The following is a 22851-nucleotide window of genomic DNA, read 5'->3' as shown; positions in this document are numbered from 1 at the left end:
CTACTTGGCCCAGCCCGCGGTCTCGGCCACGACGGCGTAGACGCCCTGCAGATTCGTCATCCGGACGAGCTCGGCCTGGTCGATGACCACACCGAACTCGCGCTCAAGGGCGCCCAGGATCTCGATGGCGCGCAGCGAGTCGGCGCCGTACTCCTCGTTGAACAGGCCCTCGGCCGTGACCTCTTCCTCCTCGAGCTCAAGGATTTCGCAGACGATTTCTTTTATCTTGGCGAAATTCTCGTCAGTGATCATTGCCACGGTCGTGACCTCGTTCTCCGGTATGCGAGTTGAGCATCGGTTCAGTGGTTCAGATCTCACGCGTGCGGGCGGTGTCCCGCAAGGTCATGGACGGCACGGGACGGAACGAGACAGTTTTCCCCCATGTCCCGCCGCAGGACGGTGGGTTAGCGTGAAGTGGCTTATTGGGGAGAGTTGTGCCGCCACTTCGAGGGGATGGGCGAAAGTAAACGCGATGACTGATGAATACGAGAGGCAGAAGGCCAATCGTCAGCAAATGGCCAGGGATTGGCGCCCCGGTGAACCATTGCCGACCATCGAATACACCGAGGAGGAGGACACCCTCTGGGAGACGGTTACCGCCAAGCTGAGTTCCCTGCACAGGGAAATGGCGTGCGAGAACTACCGGCGGGCCGCCGAAGCGGTCGTCCTCGACCGGCAGCGGGTCCCGCAACTGGCGGACGTCTCACCGGTCCTGACCGGCCTCACCGGCTTCCGGCTGCAGCCCGCCGAAGGCACCGTCCCGGCCAAGCTGTTCCTCGGCACCTTCGCGGACAGCGGGTTCTACGCGACGCAGTACCTGCGGCGCCCCGAATCGCTCTACCACTCCCCGGAACCCGACGTCATCCACGAGCTGGTCGGCCACGCCGTGATGCTGGGCGACCCCGTGTTCGCGGACCTCTACCGGCGCTTCGGCCAGGCCGCCCTGCGGGTGTCCGAACCGCGCGCCCTGCGGGACCTGATCCAGGTCTTCTGGTTCGCCATGGAGACCGGCGTCGTGTACGAGGACGGCAGGCCCCGCGTGTGCGGCGCCGCTCTCCTTTCCTCCGTCGCGGAGATGGAATCCCTGGAGCAGGTGGATCTGCGGCCGTTCGACACCGCCGCCATCGTCGCGCAGGACTTCGACGACACGGACTGCATGCCGGTGCTTTTCGCCGCCGAATCGGTCGACCACCTGGTCGACGAGGTGCAGCGGTTCCTGACCCGGCTGTGACCCCATCCCCGGTCTTTGGCCGGCCGACACGACACTGAGAGCGAAGCCATGAGAATCCAGGTCAACATCACCGAGCAGCTCCAGGACTACATCGCGGACGTCTCCCTGTCCGAACCCGCGCCGCTGAGTGAACTGCGCGAGGAGACGTCGCGGCTCGACGAGCGCAACATGCAGATATCGCCCGAGCAGGGCCAGTTCCTCTCCGTGCTGCTGCGCGCCATCGGCGCCAAGCGGACCCTGGAGGTCGGGGTCTTCACCGGCTACAGCCTGCTCCGTACGGCACTGGCCCTGCCCGCCGACGGCCGCGTCACGGCCTGCGACATCAGCGAGGAGTGGGCGAAGACCGCGCTCGGGCACTGCGAGCGGGCAGGGGTCGCGGACAAGGTGGACCTCCGGGTCGGCGACGCCCGCGAGAGCCTGGCCGCCCTCGTCCAGGAGGAGGGCGCGGCCGGCGGCTACGACTTCGTGTTCCTGGACGCGGACAAGGAAGGCTACGAGACCTACTACGAGCACGGCCTGACGCTGCTGCGTCCCGGCGGGCTGCTGGCCGCGGACAACGTGCTGTGGTCCGGCCACGTGATCGACGAGTCGGTGCAGGACGACGAGACCCGGGCGCTGCGCGCCTTCAACACCAAGCTGCGCGACGACGAGCGCGTAGACCTGTGCATGCTGCCGTTCGCCGATGGCCTGACCCTCGCCGTGAAGCGCTGACCTGCGCCGAATCGACAGGTGCCGACAAAGCGACAGTAGGCGTCAGTCCACCTTGGCCAGTCCGCGCGCGTCACGCCTCGCGGCCCCCCGGGACACCGCGAGGGGGTCCCACCCCGCGGCGCGCGCGGGCAGCAGGTCCGGGTCGCCGAACACCGCGCCCGCGTGCGCCTCGGTCAGCAGCGGCCGCCCGAGGATCTGGGCCGCGCAGGAGATCCCGCTGACCATCACCCCGGTGATCCCACTGCCGTAGCGGGTGCTCTGGCCGACGACGTGCAGGCCCTTGACGCCGGTCGAGGTGTTCGGCCGGGCGCCCGTGGCCCCCCAGGTGGCGAGGCCGAACGGCGATCCGCCGGTGGAGAGCGTGTACCGCTCCTGGGTCAGCGGGGTGGCGAGCTCCAGGTGCGTGATGCTGTCCCGGAACGGCCCAAGGACCCGCTCGCCCGCCCGCAGTACGGCCTCGGTGAAGCGCTGCTTCTCCGCCAGATAGGCGGGCTCACGGCGGTACGTGCCGCCGTCGGCGGGCCCTTGCTCGACGCCCCAGTGCCGGTAGCCGGGCGGACACATCGTCATCAGCTGGAAGTTCGCGTGTCCGGGCGGGCAGAGGTGCCGCGCGCCCGGCTCCTTGAGCGAGGCGAACGAGATGAAGAGGAACCGCACGTCGTCCGGCTGATCGCCCGCCTGCAGCCCGCGGTAGAGGTCGCCGATGTCCTCGTGGTCGTACCACCAGACGTTGGCCTCTGCCTGCCGCGCCAACTCCCGGTCCAGGGCGACGTAGACGGTCGCGAAGGGCAGCCCCACCGTCGCATCGCGGGTCGCGCGGACGATCCGCGGACCGAAGTGCTCGGCGCCGACCAGGTCGAGCACCGTGCGCCGGTAGTCGGCGCCGGAGATCACCAGCGGCGCGGACAGCGAGGTCCCGTCCGCCAGGCGTACCCCGGTGGCCGTCCGGTCCGTGACGTCGATCGAGGTGACCCGGCTGCGGGTGCGCAGTTCGCCGCCGTGCGCCTCCAGGACCTCGATGAGCGTCGCGGAGAGCAACTGCCCGCCGCCGACCGGGACATAGGCGCCCCGCAGATAGTGGTCGGTCACCATGGCGTGCGTGCCGACCGTCGCGACGTCCGGGCCCATGCCGTAGTTCGGGGACTGGGCGGCGAGCACCGTACGGGCCCGGGTGGACAGAGCGCAGTGGTCGAACAGGTCGGTCAGCGGCCTGCGCCCCCAGGCCTGGATGTTCTTGGTGCCCGCGGCGATCTGAGGCAACTCCGCTTCGGTGAGCAGCGCCCAGCGCTGCTCACCCCCGACGGCCCGGCAGATCCGGGTGAACGTACGCAGGCCCTCCACGTCACCGGGCAGCGCCTCTTCGAGCCGGGTCAGGTACGCGTCCCAGTCGGCGGGCACGTCAAGGGTGAGCCCGGGGATCCGGATCTGATCGAAGCAGTCGGGGTCCAGTTCGCGGAACCGTATCCGGTCGCCCGCGCCGAGGCCGCCCAGGATGGCCGGGATGACGCCGTCGGGTCCGCAGTCGCCGAGGTAGTGCACGCCGACGTCGAACTCGTAGGCCCGGCGGCGGCGGAAGACGTGGCTGTTGCCGCCCGCCCAGTCGTGCTGTTCGAGCACGAGCACCCGGCGTCCCGCGGCGGCGAGGTAGGCCGCGCAGGTCAGGCCGCCGAGACCACCCCCCACGACGATGGCGTCCCACTGCTCTGCGGTGCTGTGTGTGGTCAAGGAGTCCTCGCCGTGTTCGTGGTCAGCGTGCGGGGTACGGCCGCAGCAGCGCGCAGCCCAGGGTGCCGTCGTGATCGACCGCGGTCACCAGGGCGAGGCGGCCGGCGAGCGCGGGGTCGTCCTCGGCGCGGACGAGCACGGCGAGCACCTGGAAGGCGGCAGCCGCGGCGGCCGGGTCACCGATCAGCCCGGCGCAGTCGACCTGTGCGGGCGGCTGGCCGCCGAACAGGTCGGCGAGCGCGGCCTGTTCCGGGCCGCCGGTCTCTCCGGTCTCTCCGGGGGCGACCAGCGCGATGTCCGCGGGCCGTGCTTCCGCCCGGTCGAGGGCCCGGCGCAGACAGCCGAGCAGCGTCGCCCGGATCTCGTCGGCGTCCTCGTACACGCCGAATTCGAGCGCGACGACCTCGGCGAGGCCGTCCCGTTCGGCGGCCTCGGAGCCGGCGGGATCCAGGCGCAGTACGGCCGCTCCCTCGCCGAGTACCGGGGAGTCCGGGCCGTCGGCGCCGCCCGCGCCCAGGCGGTGCAGCTGCGCCCGCGCCTCCGAGTACTCCTCGGCGCCGCCGCAGAACAGCGTGCCCGCCCGACCGCCGACCTGGAGCCGGCGCGCGTAGTTCAGGGCAAGCAGACCGGCCGCGCGGCCACCGGCGATCGTCGCGTTCGGGCCCTTGAGCCCGTGCCAGATCGCGCACTGCCCCGCCGCGCAGTTCATCACCGTGTTGGGGAAGCGGGCCGGGTCGACGTAGAAGGGCCGGTCGCCGTCGAGCGAGCTGCGCGTGAAGTCCATCGTGGACTGCACGCTGCCGCTGGTGCCGAGCACCAGGCCGGGGGCCGGGCCATCGGCCGGTGTGCCGGACTCGCCCGGAGCGCCCGCCAGTTCACCGACCGCCGCCACCGAAAGCGCGGTGACGCGGTCCATCGAGCGGGTGCCCTTCTTGCCGAGTACGGCACGGGCGTCGAAGTCCGGGACGAGCCGGGCCGCGGCGGTCGTTGCCGGGGCCCCGGCCCGAATCGCCGGGACCCCGGCCCGAAGACCGGCACGGAACGCGTCCGCGCCGAACCCGAACGGCGAGATCGCCGACCATGCCGTGATGACGGGTCGTATGCCTGTCACGCTGCTCCTCCGTCGTAGCGGCCGAGGATGACCACCGCGTTGTTGCCGCCGAAGGCGAGCCCGTTGTTCTGCACGATCCGCAGGTCCGCCGCCACCGACTCGTTGGGCACGCAGTCGAGGTCGCAGTCCGGGTCGGTCGTGGTGTGGTTGACGGTCGGCGGGATGAACCCGTGCTCCAGGGCCAGCGTGCAGCCGATCGCGGCCAGCGCGCTTGCCGCGCCCATGGTGTGCCCGAGCATCGACTTCATCGACACCGTGCGCGGCGGACGGTCGCCGAAGACGGCGTGGATCGCCCTCGCCTCTGTGCTGTCGTTGGCCTTCGTGCCGGTGCCGTGCGCCGAGACGAGATCCACCTCGTCCGGCTTGATGCCCGCGTCGGCGACCGCGAGACGCATGCAGTCGGCGACGCTCTCCTCGAGCGGCGCCACCTGGTGGTACGCGTCGCAGTTGAGGCCGTACCCGAGGACCTCGGCGTGGATCTCCGCGCCCCTGGCGAGCGCCGAATCGAGACTCTCCAGGACCAGCATCCCCGAGCCCTCGCCGGTGAGGATGCCCTTGCGTTCGAGGTCGAAGGGCCGGCAGCGGTCGGGGGCGATGGTGCCGAGCCGGTAGAACCCGGCGAAGGTCTTGAGGCAGATCGCGTCCGCGCCGCCGCAGAAGGCCAGTTCCGCGTCGCCCGCCCGGATGGCGTCGAGCCCGGCGCCGATCGCGTAGTTGCCCGCGGCGCACGCCGTCGGAATGGTCACCGCCTCGGCGTCGGCGAGCCCGAACTCCCGGGCGATGGAGGCCGAGAGGCGGGACGCGGAGGCCCGGCGGACGACCCGGGGGTCCATCGCGCCCGGCTCCGCGAGGTCCTGCGCCACCAGGCGGTCGAGGTCACGCGTCTCGCCGTCGGTCGTGCCGACGGCCACCAGGACGCGGCCCGCGGCCAGCGTCCGAGGCGTGAGACCGGCGTGGTCGGCGGCCATCCGCGCGGCGGCCACGGCGAACCGGGCGGCCCGGCCGAGCTCTTGGGGGTCGAGCCGCTGGATCCAGCGCTCCGGTTCGAACCCGGTGATCTCGCACCCGTTGGCGTGCTCGAAGCCGGTGGTGTCGAACGCGGATATGGGCCGCACCTCGCTGCGGCCCGCGCGCAGCCCGGCGAGGAATTCGGCGACCGAGGTGCCGATGCTGGAAACCACGCCGACCCCGGTGATCACAACCCGCCGGCCGGGCTTCGTCGTCGGTCGTCCGGTCATGAAAAGGAGGCCCCAATTCAGATCAGAGATTCAGAAGGGAAATGCAATTCAGCTCCGTCCGGCAGGCTACAAGCCGCCCCCGCGCCGGGAACACAAGTGACGGTGTCTCGTTCCGTCCCGTACCGTCCGTCCCCTTGCTGGGACACCGCGGCGCGGGCGAGCCTGCGATTGAGCTCGCCGATGCGATAGGGGTAGCCCAATGACGAATCCGTTCGACGACAACGACGCGTCCTTTTCCGTCCTGGTCAACGGCGAAGCGCAGTATTCGCTCTGGCCGGCATTCGCCGATATTCCGGAGGGCTGGACCGCGCAGTTGACCGACGGCAGCCGCGAGGCCTGCCTCGCGTACATCGAGGAGCACTGGACGGATATGCGGCCCAAGAGCCTGCGCGAAGCCTCCTGAACGTCCGCCGGGCTCTGGCCCACCGGCTACTACCCCGGGAATGAGAATGAGCAACGTCGGCGTCGACCTGCTGCCGCTTTCCGCCGCGCAGCGTGGCATCTGGTACAGACATCAACTCGATCCCAGCGGCCGCCGCTACCGGATCGCGGAGTACTTCGACATCCGCGGCCCCGTCGACCCCGAGGCGTTCGCCGTGGCCTGGCGCCAAGTGGTCGAGGAGACCGAGGCGTTGCGCGTCCGGTTCGCCGAAGAGGCGGACGGACCAAGGCAGTTCGTCGTCGCGGACGGTGCCGCCGCCCTGGACGTGGTGGACGTCTCCGCGCTGCCGGACCCGGCGGGCGCCGCGCTCGAGCGGATGCGCGCCGACCTGGACCGGCCGGTCGAGCTGACCCGCGGCCCGCTGCACACCGTGCTCCTGTTCAAGCTGGCGACGGACCGCTGGCAGTGGTACTTCCAGTTCCACCACGCCGCTCTGGACGGCTACAGCGGAGCGATGGTGGTCCGCCGCGTCGCCGACGTGTACTCGGCGCTCGTCGCCGACGAGCAGGCGGAGGGGCGTGCCGACGCGCGGACCGAGGGGCGGGCCGAGCAGGCCGCGCCCCTCCCGCTGCGCGGCCTGCTCGACGAGGAGAACGACTACCGCGCGTCCGACGCCTTCGCCGCCGACCAGGAGTACTGGCGTACCCAACTGGCCGACAGGCCGGAGCCGGTGACGCTGGCCGGCGGGTCGCCCGGCGCCGCCGACGGCCATGCGAGCTGCTCGGCACAGCTCGGCCCGGACAGCCAGCGGCGCCTCGCCGAGTCCACCGGCCGGGCCCTGCCCACCGTCGTACTCACCGCAGTGGCCGCCTATCTGCACCGGCTGACCGGAGCGCAGGAACTCGTGCTCGGCCTGCCCGTGGCCGCACGGACGGGACCCGTCGCCACAACCGCCGGGATGGTGTCCAACCTGCTGCCGCTGCGGCTGACCGTCACCGGCGGGCAGAGCTGCGCCGACCTCACCCGGCACGTGCTGTCCCGCGCCCGCGAGGCACTGCGCCACCAGCGCTACCGCTACGAGGACATGCGCCGCGACCAGCGGCTGTCTCTTGAGGACGAGTCGCTGGTCGGCCCGGTCGTCAACGTCCTGCCGTTCAGCTACGACCGCGGCTTCGGCGGTCACCCGATGACGTCCCACAACCTCGCGGGCGGCCTCGTCGAAGACCTGTCGATCACGGTCTACGACCGCGGCGACGGCCAGGGGCTGCGCCTCGACTTCGACGCGAGCGGCGCACTGTACCGCGAGGACGACCTGCTGACCCACCAACGCGGCCTGCTGCGCGTGCTGCAGGCGATGGCGGACGACCCGTCCGTGGAGGTCGGCCGGATCGACCTGCTCGACGACGCCGAACGCCGCCTCGTGCTGCACGAATGGAACGACACAGCCCGCGAGCACCCGGCGGCGACCTGGCCCGCGCTCTTCGAGGCGCAGGCCGCCAGGACCCCCGACGCGGCAGCGGTCGTCCTCGACGACACCGACCTGAACTACGACCGCCTGAACGCCCGCGCCAACCGGCTCGCCCGCTCGCTCGTCGCCTCCGGCATCGGCCCCGAGAGCGTGGTGGCCCTGGCGCTGCCGCGCTCGATCGAGCTGATCACCGCGATGCTCGCGGTGTCCAAGGCGGGCGGCGCGTACCTGCCGCTCGACCCGGAACACCCGGCCGAGCGCCTCGCGTTCATGTGCACGGACGCCGCGCCCGCCTGCGTCATCACCGGCGAGGAGACCCCGGCGGGCCTGCCCGCGGACCTGCCCCGGATCGTGCTCGCCACCCACCCGGCCGACACGAACACCCCTCTGCCGGACACCGACCTGACCGACGCCGACCGGCTCGCCCCCCTGCTGCCGGGCCACCCCGCGTACGTCATCTACACCTCGGGCTCCACCGGTCTGCCGAAGGGCGTCGTCGTCACCCATGCCGGTGTGGCCTCGTTGGCCTTCGGGCAGATCGAGCGGCTCGCGGTGGACGAGCACAGCCGGGTCCTGCAGTTCGCGTCCCCGAGCTTCGACGCGGCGTTCTCCGAGGCGTCGATGGCGCTCCTGTCCGGTGCGGCACTGGTGCTCGCGCACCCCGAGCAGCTCGTCCCGGGCATCACCCTGACCGAGCTCGCCGCCAAGCACGCGCTGACCCACGTGACCCTGCCGCCCGCCGTCCTCGCCGCGATGCGGCCCGACGAGCTGCCCGCGGACCTGACCCTCAACGTGGCGGGCGAGGCGTGCCCGGCCGAGGTCGTCGCCGACTGGTCACCGGGCCGCCGCATGCTCAATGCGTACGGACCGACCGAGGGCACGGTCTGCGCGACGATGTCGGACCCCCTGTCCGGCACCGGGACGCCGCCGATCGGCCGCCCGATCGACGACATGCGGGTACTCGTCCTGGACGGCGCGCTGCGCCCGGTCCCCGCGGGCGTCGCCGGCGAGCTCTACCTGGCGGGTCCCGCACTGGCCCGCGGCTATCAGGGACGCAGGGCGCTGACCGCTCAGCGGTTCGTCGCCTGCCCGGCCGAGGCCGCGGTCACGCCGGGCGAGCGGATGTACCGGACGGGCGACCTCGCGCGCTGGCGCACGGACGGGCAGCTCGACTTCCTCGGCCGTGCCGACGACCAGGTCAAGATCCGGGGCTTCCGCATCGAACCGGGCGAGATCGAGTCCGTCATCGCCCGCGAGGCCGACGTACGCGAGGTAGCCGTCATCGCCCGCGAGGACGTACCCGGCGAGCGGCGCCTGGTCGCCTACGTCGTGCCGCACGAGGGGCGGACCGTCGACCCGGCGGCTGTGCGGAGGTCGGCCGGCGAGGTCCTGCCCCGGCACATGGTGCCCGCGGCGGTCGTCGTCCTGGACCGGCTCCCGCTGACCTCCAACGGAAAGCTGGACCGCAGGGCGCTGCCCGCCGCCAGGTTCACCGGCTCCGGGACGAGCCGCGCCCCGCGCAGCCCGCGCGAGGAGATCCTGTGCGGCCTGTTCGCGGACGTCACCGGCGCGGCCAAGGTGCACATCGACGACCACTTCTTCGACCTCGGCGGACACTCGCTCCTGGCGACCAAGCTGGTGGCCAGGATCAGGCCCGCCTTCGGCGTGGAGCTCACCGTCCGCGACATCTTCGGCGCACCGACGGTGGCCGAGCTCGCCCGGCGCCTCGACGAGGTCGGCGGCTCGCTGCGGCCCGCGGTGACCCGCGCGCCGCGCCCCGAGCGGCTGCCGCTGTCCTTCGCACAGCGTCGCCTCTGGTTCCTCGGCCAGATGGAGGGCCGGAGCGCCACGTACAACATGCCTGCCGTGCTGCGGCTGACCGGCGAGCTCGACCGCGTGGCTCTTGCCGCCGCGCTCGGCGACCTGACCGACCGGCACGAAGCGCTGCGGACGGTGTTCGGCGAGGTCGACGGGGTGCCGTTCCAGCGGGTGCTCGACGTCCGGCCCGCGCTGCCGTGTGCCGACGTCACCGAGCAGGGTCTGGACGCCGAGGTCGCCCGGTTCTGCGGCCGGGAGTTCGACCTGGCCGCCGACCCGCCGCTGCGGGCGCAGCTCTTCGCGCTCTCCCCGACCGAGCACGTACTCGCCCTGGTGATCCACCACATAGCGGGCGACGGCTGGTCGATGGCCCCGCTCTCCGACGACCTGGCCGCCGCCTACGATGCCCGGTGCGCCGGGCTCGACGACGGCGCGCCCGAACTGCCCGTCCAGTACGCGGACTACACGCTCTGGCAGCAGCAGCTCCTGGGCACCGAGGACGACCCGGACAGCCTGATCAACGAGCAGATCCGGTACTGGTCGAAGTCGCTGGACAGCCTGCCGGAGGAGCTCCCGTTGCCGGTGGACCGGCAGCGGCCCGCGGTCGCCAGCTACAAGGGCTCGACCGCCCGGTTCACCATCGGCGCCGACCTCCACACCCGGCTCACCGAACTGGCACGGCAGAGCGACGCGAGCCTGTTCATGGTCGTCCAGGCGGGCCTGTCCGCGCTGCTCAGCCGGCTTGGCGGCGGCACGGACATCCCCATCGGCACGGCCATCGCCGGCCGGACGGACGAGAGCCTGGACGGGCTCGTCGGATTCTTCGTCAACACCCTGGTCCTGCGCACCGATCTCGGCGGCGACCCGTCGCTGCGCGAACTCATCGCGCGGGTACGGGAGACGGACCTCGGCGCCTACGCCAACCAGGACCTTCCGTTCGAGCGCCTGGTGGAGATCCTCAACCCGAGCCGGTCGACGTCGCGCCACCCCCTGTTCCAGGTGATGCTGGCCTTCCAGAACCTGGCAGACGTCGAGTTCCGGCTGCCGGGCCTCGATGTGGAGGCCAAGCAGCTCTACACCGAGACGGCGAAGTTCGACCTCGCGTTCAGCGTGTTCGAGCAGTTCGACGGCCAGGGCGCGCCGAACGGCCTGAACGGCGTGGTCGAGTTCGCGGTCGAGCTGTTCGACCAGGCCACCGTCGAGCGGATGCTTGACCGGCTCGTCCGGGTCTTCGAGGTGATGACGGCCGACCCCGGTACGCGCCTCGGCGATGTCGACGTACTCGACTCCGCCGAGCTGCACCAGGTCCTGCACGAGTGGAACGACACCGACCGGGACATCACCCCGACCGTCTTCCCCGAGCTCTTCGAGGCGCAGACGGCCGCCACCCCCGACGCCGTCGCGATCCGCTGCGAGGGCACCTCGCTCACGTATCGCGAGCTGAACGCAGGTGCCAACCGCCTCGCCCGGCTCCTCGCCGCGCGCGGAGTGGGCCCCGACGACTACGTCGCGCTCGCGCTGCCCCGGTCGATCGAGCTGACCACGGCCATGCTCGCGGTCCTGAAGGCGGGCGCCGCCTATCTGCCGGTGGACCCCGAATACCCCGCGGAGCGCGTCGCGTTCATGCTCGACGACGCCGCGCCGCGCTGCGTCCTGACCGCAGCGGACAGCGCGCTCGCGCTGCCCGCCGGTCTCGAACGGATCGTCCTGGACGACGCGACCCGCTCGGCCGTCTCCGGACGGTCCGACGGGGACCTGACGGACGGCGACCGCACCGCGCCGCTGCGGCCGGGCCACGCCGCGTACGTCATCTACACCTCAGGATCCACCGGCGTACCGAAGGGCGTCGTGGTCTCCCACGCGGGCATCGCGAGCCGGATGGGCAGCGAGATCGAGCGCCTGGAGGTCGAGCCCGACAGCGTGGTGCTGCAGTTCGCGTCGCCCAGCTTCGACGGCGCGTTCTCCGACATGTGCATGGCGCTCCTGGCCGGTGCGACCCTGATCGTCGCGCCCAGCTCGAAGACCCTGCCGGGACCGGCGCTCAGCGCGCTGATGCACGATCAGGGCGTCACCCACGTGACCCTTCCGCCGCCGGTCCTCGCGGCCCTGCCGGACGACGGCCTGCCCACGCCGATGATGCTGATCGTCGCGGGCGACGCCTGCTCGGCCGACATCGTCGGCCGCTGGGCCCCGGGCCGCCGGATGGTCAACGCCTACGGCCCGACCGAGGCCACCGTCTGCGCCACCATCAGCGACGTCCTGGCCCCCGACGGCACCCTGCCGCCCATCGGACGGCCGCTGGACAACACCCGCCTTTACGTGCTCGACGACCGCCTGCGGCCCGTCCCGCCGGGCGTGGCCGGTGAGCTCCACATCGCGGGCGAAGCCCTGGCGCGCGGCTATCTGCACCGCCCGGGGCTGACCGCGGGCCGGTTCGTGGCCTGCCCGTTCGGGGCTCCCGGGGAGCGGATGTACCGGACCGGGGACGTGGTCAGGTGGCGCGGCGACGGCCAGCTCGAATTCGCCGGACGCTCCGACGACCAGGTGAAGGTCCGCGGCTTCCGGATCGAACTCGGCGAGGTGGAGGCGGCGTTGACCGCCCACCCCGCCGTGGCGCAGGCCGTCGTGGTGCCCCGGGACGACCAGCCCGGCGGCAAGCGGCTCGTCGGCTACCTCGTCGCGGGCGGGGACGACCCCGCCGTGGCGAAGGACCGGGACGAGCGGCAGGTGGGGGAGTGGCAGCAGACCTACGACTCGCTCTACGCGGGAGAGGAAGCGGCCGCGTTCGGCGAGGACTTCTCCGGCTGGAACAGCAGTTACGACGGCAAGCCGATCCCCGTCGAGCAGATGCGCGCCTGGCGCGACGCGACCGTCGACCGGATCCTCGGGCTGCGGCCGAAGCGCGTGCTGGAGATCGGCATGGGCACCGGGCTGCTCCTCTCGAAGATCGCGCCGGAGTGCGAGAGCTACTGGGGCACCGACATCTCGCCCCGGATCGTCGAGGGCGTCCGCGCCCAGGTGGACCGCGACCCGCGGCTCGCGGACCGGGTCGAGGTACGGGTCAAGCCCGCCCACGACCTCGAAGGGCTGCCGCAGGGCGTCTTCGACACGGTGGTCCTGAACTCCGTCGTGCAGTACTTCCCGAACGCCGCCTATCTGGAGAAGGCGCTGCAGGGTCTGCTCGGCCTCCTCGCCCCCGGCGGCCGGGTGTTCGTCGGCGACGTACGCAACCTGCACCTCCTGACGGCCTTGCGCACGGCCGTCGAGCTGGGCCGCCCGGCCGGCGCGGCGGACGGCAAGGCGGTGCGTGCGGCGGTCGGTCAGTCCGTTGCCCTGGAGAAGGAACTCCTGATCGACCCGGGCTTCTTCACCGGTCTCGACGCGGCGGCCGACCTGCGTCTCAAGCGCTCCGACTTCCGCAACGAGCTGACCGCGCACCGCTACGACGTGGTCCTCCACAAGAACCCGCACGAGCGCGTCGACACCGACGCCGCCCGCGAGTTCACCTGGGGCACCGACATCACCGGCCTGGACACGCTGGCGGACCGACTGGCCGCGGCGCACCCCGCGCCCGTCCGACTCCGCGGCGTCCCCGACTCCCGGGTCGAGCACGAGCTCGCGGCGGTACGCGTCCTGGCCGACGGCGGCACGGCCGATGCCGCCCGGCAGAGGCTGACGGAACCGGACACCGACCTGCCCGACCCCGGGGACTTCGCCGATGCGGCGGGCCGGGCCGGATACCGCGCCCTGGCGTTGCCACCGGCCGAGGACGGATCGCTTGACGTCCTGTTCGTGGAGCGGGCGGCGGCGGGAGTGCCCACGACCGGGTACAGGGCGGCGCACCCCGGGCCCCGGCCGCTGACCAACGACCCCTCCCGGTCCGCGGAAGCCGCGTCCCTGACCGCCGCGGTGAAGGCGCACCTCCAGGACTCCCTGCCGGGCCACATGATTCCCTCGGCCCTGGTCGTCCTGGATGAGCTGCCGCTGACGCCGAACGGCAAGGTGGACCGCCGCGCGCTGCCCGTACCGGGCCGGGCAGGCGCCGGGACCGGCCGGGGGCCGCGGACCGAACGCGAAGAAGTGCTGTGCCGGCTGTTCGCGGAGCTGCTCGGCGTGCCGAAGGTCGGCATCGACGACGACTTCTTCGAGCTCGGCGGCCACTCGCTGCTCGCGACCCGCCTCGTGTCCCGTATCCGGTCGACGCTGGGCGTCGAGCTCGCCATCCCGGACCTGTTCAACGCGACCACGGTCGAGAAGCTCTCGGACCGCCTGGCCGTGGCGCGCAAGCGCGAGCGGCCGGTGCTGCGACCGCGTCCGCGTCCCACAAGTTGAGGAAGTTAAGGAGATCGTCCTTGTCATCTGCAGAAGAGTTCGATGTCGTCGTGGTCGGCGGCGGTCCGAGCGGGTCCACGGTGTCGTCCTTCGTCGCCAAGCAGGGGCACCGGGTGCTCCTCCTGGAGAAGGAGTCCTTCCCGCGGTACCAGATCGGTGAGTCACTGCTCCCGGCGACGGTGCACGGCATCTGCGGGATGCTGGGCGTGGCCGACGAGGTCGAGCGGGCCGGATTCACGCGCAAGCTCGGCGGCACCTTCCGGTGGGGCAGCAGCCCCGAGCCGTGGTCGTTCGCCTTCGCCATCTCGCCGCGGATGGCGGGCCCGACCTCGCACGCGTATCAGGTCGAGCGCATGAAGTTCGACGACATCCTGCTCAAGAACTCCCGCAGGCTCGGCGTCGAGGTGCGCGAGGAGTGCGCCGTCGCCGAGGTCATCGAGGACGACGAGCGGGTCCGCGGGGTCGTCTACACCGACGCCGCGGGCGCCCGGCACACGGTCAACGCCCGCTACGTCGTGGACGCGTCCGGGAACAAGAGCCGCTTCCACCGCCGCGCGGGCGGCGAGCGCAACTACTCGGACTTCTTCCGCAACATCGCGATCTTCGGCTACTTCGAGGGCGGCAAGCGGATGCCCGAGCCGAGGCAGGGCAACATCTTCTGCGCCGCCTTCGACGAGGGCTGGTTCTGGTACATCCCGCTGAGCGACACCCTGACCAGCGTGGGCGCGGTGGTGAACCGCGAGTACGTCGACTCGGTTCAGGGCGACCCCGCCGAGGCGCTCTCGCGGCTCATCGCGAAGTGCCCCCGGATCGACGACCTGCTGTCCGACGCCACGCGGGTCACGGAGGGCGTCTACGGCGAGGTGCGGGTCCGCAAGGACTACTCGTACAGCAACAGCCGGTACTGGCGTCCGGGCATGGTGCTCGTCGGGGACGCCGCGTGCTTCATCGACCCGGTCTTCTCCTCGGGGGTGCACCTCGCCACGTACAGCTCCCTCCTCGCCGCGCGGTCCATCAACAGCGTGCTGGCGGGCGACCTCGGCGAGGAGGAGAGCTTCGCCGAGTTCGAGGCGCGCTACCGCCACGAGTACAGCCTGTTCTACGAGTTCCTGGTGTCGTTCTACGACATGAACAGCGACCACGAGTCGTACTTCTGGCAGGCGAAGAAGGTCACCAGCTTCGCGGACTCGGAGCTGGAGGCCTTCGTCGAGCTGGTGGGCGGCGTGGCCTCCCTCGACGGCGCCTTCGTGGACGCCGAGTCGGTACGGGCCCGCTTCAAGCACACCGCCGGTGAACTCGAACGTTCGGTGTCCCAGGTCGACCGTTCCGGTGCGGACGATTCAACGCCGATGTACCAGTCGGAGATCATGGGCAGCGTCATGGAGCAGGGCACCCAGATACAGGTCCAGGCCGCGCTCGGCGGCGACCTCGACCCGGCTGACGCGCTGTTCCCCGGCGGTCTCGTGCCATCGGCCGACGGCCTGCGCTGGGCGGCGTCGGCCGAGCAGTGAGTCCCAAGTCCTGGCTGCGCGGCTTCCACACCGCGCCCGACCCGGCGAGCCGCCCCGTCCAGTTGGTCTGCCTTCCGCACGCGGGCGGCTCGGCGGGCTACTTCCTGCCCCTGTCCGCCAGGCTCAGCGGCGTCGCCGAGGTCCTGGCCGTCCAGTACCCCGGCCGCCAGGACCGCTGGCTCGAGCCCGCGATCGACGACCTCCACGAGCTCGCGGAGCACGTCGTCGCGGCGCTCGGGCCCGCAAGGAAGGACGGTCCGCTGGCCCTGTTCGGGCACAGCATGGGCGGCCTGGTGGCATACGAGGTGGCCCGCCGCCTCGCGCCCGCGCGGCTGTACGTATCCGGGTGCCCGGCGCCCTCCCTGGGCGTCGAGGCCACCAAGGACATCAAGGACGACGCCGGCCTGCTCGCCGACCTGCGCAGGCTGAACGGCACGGACGCCGAACTCCTCGCCGATCCGGCGATGTTGGAGCTGATCCTTCCGGCCCTCAGGGCCGACTACCACGCCGTCCGGACCTACCGGTGGCGTCCGGGCCCCGAGCCGTCCTGCCCGGTGCGGGTCCTCACCGGCAGCCAGGACCCCCGCACCCCGCCGCACCTGGTGCGCGACTGGGAGCGGCACACCACGGGCGAGTGCAGCTTCCAGGAGCACGAGGGCGGCCACTTCTACCTGACCGAGCACACCGGGCGGATCGCGGACCTCCTCGCCGCGGACTTCGCCCGAGCGGTGCACTAGAGAGGGAGGCCGTCCTTGCCCGCCGACCGTCCGCCCTAGCGGCACACCCCGCTCCACCGCACCCCCACCGTGAACTCGGTCCCCCCCGCAGTGCTCCGGCACTCGACACCAGAGGACACCATGCACAACGAACACCCCACGCACTCCCCCCACGACGCGGAGCAGGACTTAGAGCCCCTGGAGCTGGTGACCCGGCCGCCCGACGGCCGCACGGGCTGCCCCTTCGACCCGCCCGCCGAGCTGACCCTCTCCCGCGAGGAGCAGCCGCTGCGCCGCCTTCGCTTCCCCGACGGACACCTCGGCTGGCTGGCCACCGGGTACTCCGTGTGCCGCACGATCATGGCCGACCCACGGCTGAGCTCCCGCAAGGAACTCATGCACAACCCGGCCATGGACCTGGGCGGCATGGAGATCCCTCCCGCGGCGCCCGGCGAGTTCATCAACATGGACGAGCCGCAGCACGGCCGCTACCGGAAGCTCCTTGCGGGCAAGTTCACCGTCCGGCGCATGCAGTTGCTCGCCGAGCGGGTCGAGCAGGTCACCGCCGAGCACCTGGACGCCATGGAGAAGGCCGGGCCCACGGCGGACCTGGTGACGGCGTTCGCCCAGCCCATCCCCGCGATCATGATCTGCGAGCTGCTCGGGGTGCCCTACCAGGACCGGGACTCCTTCCAGGAGCAGGCCGCGGCGATCTTCAGCGGCGACATGGACGACAAGCTGGCCGCGTTCACGGCGATTCAGGGCTACCTCGCACAGCTGGTGGCCGACAAGCGCGCCGAACCTACCGACGACATCCTCAGCGACCTCACCGACAGCGACCTCACCGACGAGGAACTGCTCGGCGTCGGCTTCCTGCTGCTGGCGGCCGGCATCGACACCACCGCCAACATGCTCGGGCTCGGCACCTTCGCGCTCCTGAGCAACCCCGACCAGTCGGCCGCCCTGCGCGAGGATCCGAGTCTCGCCGGGCAGGCCGTCGAGGAGCTGCTGCGCTACCTCACCATCGCCGAACTGGGGCTGCGGGCCGCCCTGGAGGACGTAGAGATCGACGGCCGGCTGATCAAGGCCGGTGAGACGGTCGTCGTCTCCTTCCCGGCCGCCAACCGCGACCCGGCGAAGTACCCGGACCCCGACCGCCTCGACCTGCACCGCAAGGCCGCCGGACATCTGGCCTTCGGCCACGGCCCGCACCAGTGCCTGGCCCAGCAGCTGGCCCGCGTCGAGATGAGCGTCGCCTTCCCGGCCCTGCTCACCCGCTTCCCGTCCCTGCGCATCGCCGTACCGCAGGAGGAGGTACCGCTGCGCGTCAGCACGAACGTCTACGGCGTGCAGAGCCTGCCCGTCACATGGGACGCGTAGCCCCGTGGCCGTCACCCTGACCGTCACCGTCGACCGTGACCGATGCGTCGGCGCCGGCATGTGCGCACTGACCGCCCCCGAGGTGTTCGACCAGGGCGACGAGGACGGCCGCGTGATCCTCCTCGACACGGAGCCGCCCCCCGCCCGGCACGCCGCGGCGCACGAGTCCGCCGACCTGTGCCCCGCAGCGGCCATCAACGCCACACCACACCCACAGTGAGAGCCGACCCACCACCGGTGTGAACCCGGTTCCGCTCCGCCGGGCAACACCCGACGGAGCGGAACCAGCCGCCCGCCTAGGGAGCAAGCACCCCGGCGGACACCGCCGCAGGCACCGAGGCATAACCCATCGGCCGCGTCGTGAACGTGCCACGCCCCTGTGTACGGCTGCGCAACCGCGACGCGTAGCCGAACAGTTCGGCCAGCGGCACCGTCGCCGTGACCGCGGCCGTACCGGAGCGCGTGGTCGAGTCGGAGACCCGGCCGCGCCGCGCCGCCAGGTCGCCGAGCACGCCGCCGACCGCGTCGTCCGGCACTGTGGCCGTCAACTCGACCACCGGCTCCAGGAGTTCGAGCTCGGCCGCCCGCAGCGCCGCGCGCAGCGCGAACCTGCCGGCCGCCCGGAACGCCATCTCCGAGGAGTCCTTGGGATGCGTCGCTCCATCGGTCAGCGTGACCCGAAGCCCCGTCACCGGATGGCCGCCGAGCGGGCCCTCGGCGAGCGCGTCCCGGCAACCGGCCTCCACCGCGCGGATGTACTCCTGCGGCACCCGGCCCCCGGATACGGAGGAGCCGAAGACGAAGGCGTGCGCCGTGCCCGCGCGCGCATCGAGCCGCTCGACGTCGACCACCACATGCGCGAACTGGCCCGCGCCACCGTCCTGTTTGACGTGCCGGTACACCAGACCCGACACACCGCGTACGACGGTCTCGCGGTACGCCACCTGCGGCCGCCCGACACCGACCTCGATGCCGTGCGCGCGGCGGACCTTCTCCACCGCCACCTCCAGATGCAGCTCGCCCATGCCGGAAAGCACCGTCTGACCGGTCTCACGGTCGACCCGTACGGCCAGCGAAGGATCCTCCTCGACAAGCCGTGCCAGCGCCGCCGCGAGCCGGCCGGTGTCGACGCTCCTGCGCGCCTCGACCGCCACGGAGACCACCGACGCGGCCACAGAGGGCGGTTCGAGGAGCAGCGGCGCCGCGGGCGAGCACAGCGTGGTGCCCGCGCGGGCGGTCTTCGGTCCGACCACGGCCACGATGTCCCCGGCGGTCGCCCGGTCCAGTTCCGCGTGGTGGTCGGCCTGCACGCGCAGGATCCGGCCGATCCGTTCGGTGCGGCCCGTGCCCGCGTCCAGCACTGTCTCTCCCTTCGTGATCGTTCCGGAGTACACGCGCAGATACGTCAGCCGCCCCGTCGCCGTCGCGTTCACCTTGAAGGCCAGGCCCGCGAACGGCTCCGCGGCGTCGGCGGCCCGCTCCTGCACGGTGTCGCCGTGCGTCCCGCGCACCGCCGGAACGTCCACCGGCGACGGCAGATAGGCCACGACCGCTTCGAGGAGCGGTTCGATCCCGCGGTTGCGGTAGGCGGACCCGCACAGCACCACCACGCCCTCACCGCTGAGGGTCAGCTCGCGCAGCGCGGCGGACAGGACCGTGGTGGAGAGCGCCGACGTCGTGCAGTACTCCTCCATCGCGGCCGTGTGCAGCTCCGCCACGGTCTCGTCGAGCGCGCGCCTGCGCAGGTGCGCCTGCTCGCGCAGAGCCTCCGGTATGGGGACCACTTCGTACGTGTCACGGCCCGCGTGCCAGACCAGCGCACGCATGCGCAGCAGGTCCACGACCCCGGTGAACTGTTCCTCCTGCCCGATCGGCAGCTGCACCACCAGGGGAACCGTGTGCAGGCGCTCCCGTATCGACGCGACCGCCGTGTCGAGGTCGGCGCCCGCCCGGTCCAGCTTGTTGACGAACGCGATCCGCGGCACGCCGTACCGGTCGGCCTGCCGCCACACCGACTCGCTCTGCGGCTCGACGCCCGCGACGGCGTCGAAAACGGCGACCGCCCCGTCGAGCACCCGTAGCGAGCGCTCCACCTCGTCGGCGAAGTCGACGTGGCCAGGGGTGTCGATCAGGTTGATCCGGTGACCGTCCCACGCGCAGCTGACCGCCGCGGCGAAGATGGTGATCCCGCGGTCGCGTTCCTGTGCGTCGAAGTCGGTGACGGTCGTGCCGTCATGGACCTCACCTCGCTTGTGGGTGGCGCCGGTCAGGAAGAGGATGCGTTCGGTGACGGTGGTCTTGCCGGCGTCGACGTGGGCGAGGATGCCCAGATTCCGTACGTCGGCGGATGAACGGACGGACTGGTGTCGGATGTTGGTGCGCACGGCCCGTGGCCTTTCGGTGTGATGCGGGGCGGGGCAGCGCGATTCACGGACGGGCGGGTCAGATGTATGCCACGGTCCGGATTCAGTGACGGCCGCGCAGCCGGCACCGCACACGCGAAGACACCAGGATCACGTCGAACACGGACCGGGGGACGCGGACGGAAGTGCGGTAACGCATGGCCCGGCCCCCTCTCTCTGCTGACTGCTCACTGGCTGACCGGCGTCAGTCTAGGGAGCGGACCGCTCCACAGTCACAGGATTTATTGGGGGCCGGGCACGATCACGTGTGACTACTGCACGGCGGGCAGCACACCCGTGACCGGTGCGGCCAGGTCCGTCAGCTGGTGCAGCTGCTGCAGTTCGTACAGGCCGTTGAGCCCATCCAGCTGGTTGGTGACGGACGGCACCTCGGCGCGGTGCTCGGCGGGGATCGAGCTCGCGGCGAGCGAGTCGAGCGTGCCGGTGGGGGAGATGTCGGCGTTCGCGGCGGGCGCGGCCAGGGCGGAGGCACCGGCAGCGAGAGCGAGGACGGCGGCCATGCGGCGTGTTGAGATCATGTGATGCGCAACGGCTCTGGAGAGCAGTGGACACGGGGTCCCGGCCGATTTCACCAATGATGTACCGATCAGTGCCGTTACCTGGTGCCGATGTCGACGTTGAAGGGACAGTACGGCCGCGTGCATGCGGCCGTGCTCGTCAATTCAAAGGAGAACGTGATGTCTCGCATCGCGAAGGCAGCCACCGTTGCCCTCGGCACGGGCGCCGTGGTGCTCAGCGGCGCCGGTCTGGCCATGGCTGACGCGGGCGCCCAGGGCGCGGCCGTGGGTTCGCCCGGTGTCCTGTCGGGCAACCTCGTCCAGGTCCCCGTCCACGTGCCGGTCAACGTGTGCGGCAACACCGTGGACGTCATCGGTCTGCTGAACCCGGCGTTCGGCAACACCTGCGTGAACGCCGACGGCGGCCACGGCAAGCCCGGCGGCCACCACGGCGGCCCCGGCGGCTACGGCGGCTGATCCCCCCGTGCGAAAGCCCCCGGCGGTCCTGGACCGCCGGGGGCTTTGTCATGCGTACCGGTAGATGCCGCGATGGCCGATCAGCTCGTCAGGCTTCACGTCCCAGGGCGGCATCGGTTCGTGGAGCGAGGCGATACTCCCGTGCGGCGGGCCGTTGCCGGGGCCCGGCGGCTTCTTGGGCAGGTAGGGCGCGGAGTCGGGGTGCCGCGCCTGCCAGCGGTCCCACAGCAGGTCCACGAAGGCGTGGTTCAGCCAGAAGACGGGGTCGTTGACCGACGCGCCGCCGAGCATGTGTCCGCCCACCCAGCGGTGGACGCGGTTGTGGTTGCGCCACTTGTCGTTGCCGACGCCGGACGTCCACCCCTCGAGCTTGTTGCGGAAGCCGTCGGGGGACGTGGAGTCCCAGGGCGGTGTGTCGTACACCGGGTCGCGCATGGCCCACGCCAGGTCGTCCGGCGTGGGCAGCTTGATCGGGTTCTGCGGCCGTCCGAAGTCGCGCATGAGGAAGTCCCCGCCGGTCTCCCCCTCCTTGATGACCCAGACCCCGTTCGTACGGGCGAACGGACCGGTCATGACCTGCCGGTCGGAGCGCCGCCCGTTGCCGCCCATGAGCCCACTGCCCCAGAGCGAGGCACCGGGCGACCTGTCCACCGTCCAGTCCCAGTACGGGACGGACACGGTGGAGTCGATCCGCTGCAGGGCCCGCTCGAACTCCAGGAGGAACCTGCGGTGCCAGGGCAGGAACGAGGGCGTCATGTGGGCCACCCTCAGTCCGCTGGCCCCGTCGGACACGTAGTGCTCGACGTGCGTCCGGACGAACTCGTCGTACTCGCCCTTGCGTTTGAGCTCAAGCAGCGCGTTGACGAAGCGCCGCTTCTCGGCGCTGGTGAGCCGGGCCTGGTTCTTGCGCGTGTAGACCACGTCGTTCACTCCTCTGGCCCGGTGTATGGGCCCTTGCGCGCGGCGGCGATCAGGCGTCGCCGCCGCGCAGTTGCTGGCCGCGGCCGAGCTCGTCCACTGCCCTGCGGGTGGCGACGAGGGGTGTGGGATACGACTGGTAATGGTCGATCATGCTCAGATAGCCGCCGTCGGCGCGCCGCATGAGGTGGAGCGGGCGGCCGTCGACCGTGATGTCCCAGGAGACGCCCGCGTGTTGCTGCCCCGCCGCGCTCCGTACTCCCCGGATGTGGCGGCCTTCGTACATCTCGTCGAACGCGCCTTCACCGACACCGTCGGAGGGCGGGACCTCGCTCGTGTGCCGGGTCGACCAGAGAAGAGCTGCCGGCGCCGTCACGGCGGCGAGGGCGAATCCGATGAGGTTCCGCATCGTGGCCCGGCGCGTGAACCCTTTCACGCGCTTCCCTGCGGCCGTCGCTGCCTTGACCACTGGTGATGTCTCCTTGCGCGTGACGCGTCAGCTGGTCCAGAAGTCCCACCAGCGCGTGAGGATGAGCATGCCGATGATGCCGATGTGCAGCACCGGGAAGACCCAGGTGAACTCGCCGAAGAACGTGCGCAGTCCGGCGGGCGCGGGCAGCAGGCCGCCCCGGATGTTGTACGAGGTCACGTACCAGAACATGGTGATCGTGGCGGCCCAGGCCAGGCAGCACCACAGGCACAGCGAGTTGATCTCGTACAGCGACTGGTACATCAGCCAGGTGCAGAAGCCGACGCCGAAGAGCATGCCCGCGTTCAGCGTCAGCCAGTACCAGCGGGGGAAGCGTGCCCGGCCGAGCAGGCTCATGCCGACGCACATCACGACGGCGTACGCGGCGATGCCCAGCATCGGGTTCGGGAAGCCGAAGACCGACGCCTGGTCGCTCTTCATGAT

18 protein-coding genes are annotated in these 22851 nt (G+C 71.5%); 9 read left to right on the top strand and 9 right to left on the bottom strand.

All coding sequences use genetic code 11. From position 1 onward, the window contains the following. Complete coding sequence (locus tag AC5P1C_RS32925) at positions 1-252, bottom strand: acyl carrier protein (RefSeq protein ID WP_493869619.1); 252 nt, start codon at positions 250-252, stop codon at positions 1-3. Positions 253-280: 28 nt separating this feature from the next. Between AC5P1C_RS32925 and AC5P1C_RS32920 the strand changes: the two genes are divergently transcribed. Together AC5P1C_RS32920 and AC5P1C_RS32915 are read left to right on the top strand one after the other, a co-directional pair. Further along, entirely contained in the window at positions 281-1231 is a 951-nt protein-coding gene (locus tag AC5P1C_RS32920; protein ID WP_493869681.1) for a phenylalanine 4-monooxygenase, read from the top strand. A gap of 48 nt (positions 1232-1279) precedes the next feature. Next, positions 1280-1942: an O-methyltransferase gene (locus AC5P1C_RS32915; RefSeq protein WP_493869618.1), complete on the top strand. Its 663-nt coding sequence runs from the start codon at positions 1280-1282 to the stop codon at positions 1940-1942. Between the two features lie 42 nt (positions 1943-1984). Here AC5P1C_RS32915 and AC5P1C_RS32910 read toward each other — a convergent pair whose 3' ends face one another. The 3 genes from AC5P1C_RS32910 to AC5P1C_RS32900 are packed head-to-tail and all read right to left on the bottom strand — an operon-like array spanning position 1985 to position 6016. Further along, positions 1985-3667, bottom strand: a complete 1683-nt coding sequence (locus tag AC5P1C_RS32910; RefSeq protein WP_493869617.1) for a phytoene desaturase family protein — start codon at positions 3665-3667, stop codon at positions 1985-1987. A 22-nt stretch (positions 3668-3689) separates the two neighbouring features. After that, entirely contained in the window at positions 3690-4778 is a 1089-nt protein-coding gene (locus AC5P1C_RS32905) for a beta-ketoacyl synthase N-terminal-like domain-containing protein (protein WP_493869616.1), read from the bottom strand. After that, positions 4775-6016: a beta-ketoacyl-[acyl-carrier-protein] synthase family protein gene (locus tag AC5P1C_RS32900; protein WP_493869615.1), complete on the bottom strand. Its 1242-nt coding sequence runs from the start codon at positions 6014-6016 to the stop codon at positions 4775-4777. The genes AC5P1C_RS32905 and AC5P1C_RS32900 overlap by 4 nt, the downstream gene beginning before the upstream one ends. A 199-nt stretch (positions 6017-6215) precedes the next feature. On the opposite strand from AC5P1C_RS32900, the gene AC5P1C_RS32895 reads away from it, so the two are divergent. The 6 genes from AC5P1C_RS32895 to AC5P1C_RS32870 all read left to right on the top strand — a co-directional run bounded on the left by AC5P1C_RS32895 (position 6216) and on the right by AC5P1C_RS32870 (position 17843). After that, on the top strand, positions 6216-6419 hold the full coding sequence (locus AC5P1C_RS32895; RefSeq protein WP_493869614.1) for an MbtH family protein: 204 nt from the start codon (positions 6216-6218) through the stop codon (positions 6417-6419). Between the two features lie 46 nt (positions 6420-6465). Beyond that, the gene (locus AC5P1C_RS32890; RefSeq protein WP_493869613.1) at positions 6466-14016 is read left to right on the top strand and encodes an amino acid adenylation domain-containing protein; all 7551 of its coding nucleotides are present in this window, start codon (positions 6466-6468) and stop codon (positions 14014-14016) included. A gap of 20 nt (positions 14017-14036) precedes the next feature. Continuing rightward, positions 14037-15527, top strand: a complete 1491-nt coding sequence (locus AC5P1C_RS32885; RefSeq protein ID WP_493869612.1) for a tryptophan 7-halogenase — start codon at positions 14037-14039, stop codon at positions 15525-15527. Next, entirely contained in the window at positions 15524-16264 is a 741-nt protein-coding gene (locus tag AC5P1C_RS32880) for a thioesterase II family protein (protein WP_493869611.1), read from the top strand. Before AC5P1C_RS32885 ends, AC5P1C_RS32880 begins: the two co-directional genes overlap by 4 nt. Positions 16265-16384: 120 nt before the next feature. Beyond that, on the top strand, positions 16385-17623 hold the full coding sequence (locus tag AC5P1C_RS32875; protein WP_493869610.1) for a cytochrome P450: 1239 nt from the start codon (positions 16385-16387) through the stop codon (positions 17621-17623). Between the two features lie 4 nt (positions 17624-17627). Then, positions 17628-17843 carry a ferredoxin gene (locus AC5P1C_RS32870; protein WP_493869609.1) on the top strand — a complete coding sequence of 72 codons (216 nt, stop codon included), beginning with the start codon at positions 17628-17630 and terminating at the stop codon, positions 17841-17843. 76 nt (positions 17844-17919) lie between these two features. Here AC5P1C_RS32870 and fusA read toward each other — a convergent pair whose 3' ends face one another. Further along, complete coding sequence (gene fusA, locus AC5P1C_RS32865; RefSeq protein ID WP_493869608.1) at positions 17920-20007, bottom strand: elongation factor G; 2088 nt, start codon at positions 20005-20007, stop codon at positions 17920-17922. A 290-nt stretch (positions 20008-20297) separates the two neighbouring features. After that, complete coding sequence (locus tag AC5P1C_RS32860) at positions 20298-20564, bottom strand: hypothetical protein (protein WP_493869607.1); 267 nt, start codon at positions 20562-20564, stop codon at positions 20298-20300. 159 nt (positions 20565-20723) lie between these two features. Here AC5P1C_RS32860 and AC5P1C_RS32855 point away from each other — a divergent pair, with 159 nt between their 5' ends. Further along, entirely contained in the window at positions 20724-21020 is a 297-nt protein-coding gene (locus AC5P1C_RS32855; protein ID WP_493869606.1) for a chaplin, read from the top strand. Between the two features lie 48 nt (positions 21021-21068). Here the strand turns inward: AC5P1C_RS32855 and AC5P1C_RS32850 are convergent, their stop codons facing one another. The 3 genes from AC5P1C_RS32850 to AC5P1C_RS32840 form a co-directional block, all read right to left on the bottom strand. Next, the gene (locus AC5P1C_RS32850; protein WP_493869605.1) at positions 21069-21941 is read right to left on the bottom strand and encodes a tyrosinase family protein; all 873 of its coding nucleotides are present in this window, start codon (positions 21939-21941) and stop codon (positions 21069-21071) included. 49 nt (positions 21942-21990) lie between these two features. Next, positions 21991-22407, bottom strand: coding sequence for a tyrosinase family oxidase copper chaperone (locus AC5P1C_RS32845; protein WP_493869604.1), 417 nt, complete (start codon positions 22405-22407; stop codon positions 21991-21993). 27 nt (positions 22408-22434) lie between these two features. Next, positions 22435-22851: vitamin K epoxide reductase family protein (locus tag AC5P1C_RS32840; RefSeq protein ID WP_493869603.1), on the bottom strand; the 417-nt coding region annotated here is incomplete at its 5' end.

Source organism: Streptomyces sp. A18 (assembly GCF_059026065.1).
The sequence above is the reverse complement of the archived record's forward strand: the minus strand, read 5'-3'. Positions and strand labels throughout refer to the sequence as shown.

Bases quoted from the DNA above. Each gene is read 5' to 3' on its own strand.
- AC5P1C_RS32900 (WP_493869615.1), bottom strand. From the start codon at position 6,016: ATGACCGGACGACCGACGACGAAGCCCGGCCGGCGGGTTGTGATCACC.
- AC5P1C_RS32895 (WP_493869614.1), top strand. From the start codon at position 6,216: ATGACGAATCCGTTCGACGACAACGACGCGTCCTTTTCCGTCCTGGTC.
- AC5P1C_RS32890 (WP_493869613.1), top strand. From the start codon at position 6,466: ATGAGCAACGTCGGCGTCGACCTGCTGCCGCTTTCCGCCGCGCAGCGT.
- AC5P1C_RS32920 (WP_493869681.1), top strand. From the start codon at position 281: ATGCGAGTTGAGCATCGGTTCAGTGGTTCAGATCTCACGCGTGCGGGC.
- AC5P1C_RS32860 (WP_493869607.1), bottom strand. From the start codon at position 20,564: ATGATCTCAACACGCCGCATGGCCGCCGTCCTCGCTCTCGCTGCCGGT.
- AC5P1C_RS32925 (WP_493869619.1), bottom strand. From the start codon at position 252: ATGATCACTGACGAGAATTTCGCCAAGATAAAAGAAATCGTCTGCGAA.
- AC5P1C_RS32855 (WP_493869606.1), top strand. From the start codon at position 20,724: ATGTCTCGCATCGCGAAGGCAGCCACCGTTGCCCTCGGCACGGGCGCC.
- AC5P1C_RS32915 (WP_493869618.1), top strand. From the start codon at position 1,280: ATGAGAATCCAGGTCAACATCACCGAGCAGCTCCAGGACTACATCGCG.
- AC5P1C_RS32875 (WP_493869610.1), top strand. From the start codon at position 16,385: ATGCACAACGAACACCCCACGCACTCCCCCCACGACGCGGAGCAGGAC.